This is a genomic window from Siminovitchia fortis, from assembly GCF_007681465.1.
Lineage (GTDB): Bacteria > Bacillota > Bacilli > Bacillales > Bacillaceae_C > Siminovitchia > Siminovitchia fortis.
This window is the reverse complement of sequence record NZ_VEKZ01000205.1, coordinates 1-233: the sequence shown is the minus strand read 5'-3', so window position 1 is coordinate 233 and position 233 is coordinate 1. Positions and strand designations below refer to the sequence as shown.

At 35.6% G+C, this 233-nt stretch carries 1 protein-coding gene; it reads left to right on the top strand.

Features of this window, described 5'->3' with window-relative positions; translation table 11 throughout:
- On the top strand, positions 1-199 hold a 199-nt coding region (locus FS666_RS20140; protein WP_222119395.1), incomplete at its 5' end, for a hypothetical protein.
- Between the last annotated feature and the right edge of the window lie 34 nt (positions 200-233).

The window sequence follows — 233 nt, the reverse complement described above, 5'->3', positions numbered from 1 at the left end:
AAGCCCCCATTCAAACAACGCATATAAACACGCAGCACCTCCTGGTACGATACATGTATCAATCAAAGGAGGTGTTAGTATGCAACATAAAAAGTATTCACTGTATAAAAATGGAGTATACTTACATGATTTTGATACTATGACTGAATGCTCCCAATGGTTAGAGAATATTATCCTGGATTACGAAAGTAAAATCTAGTTATTAAATACAAAAAGGGCTCCAGCCTTTGGTA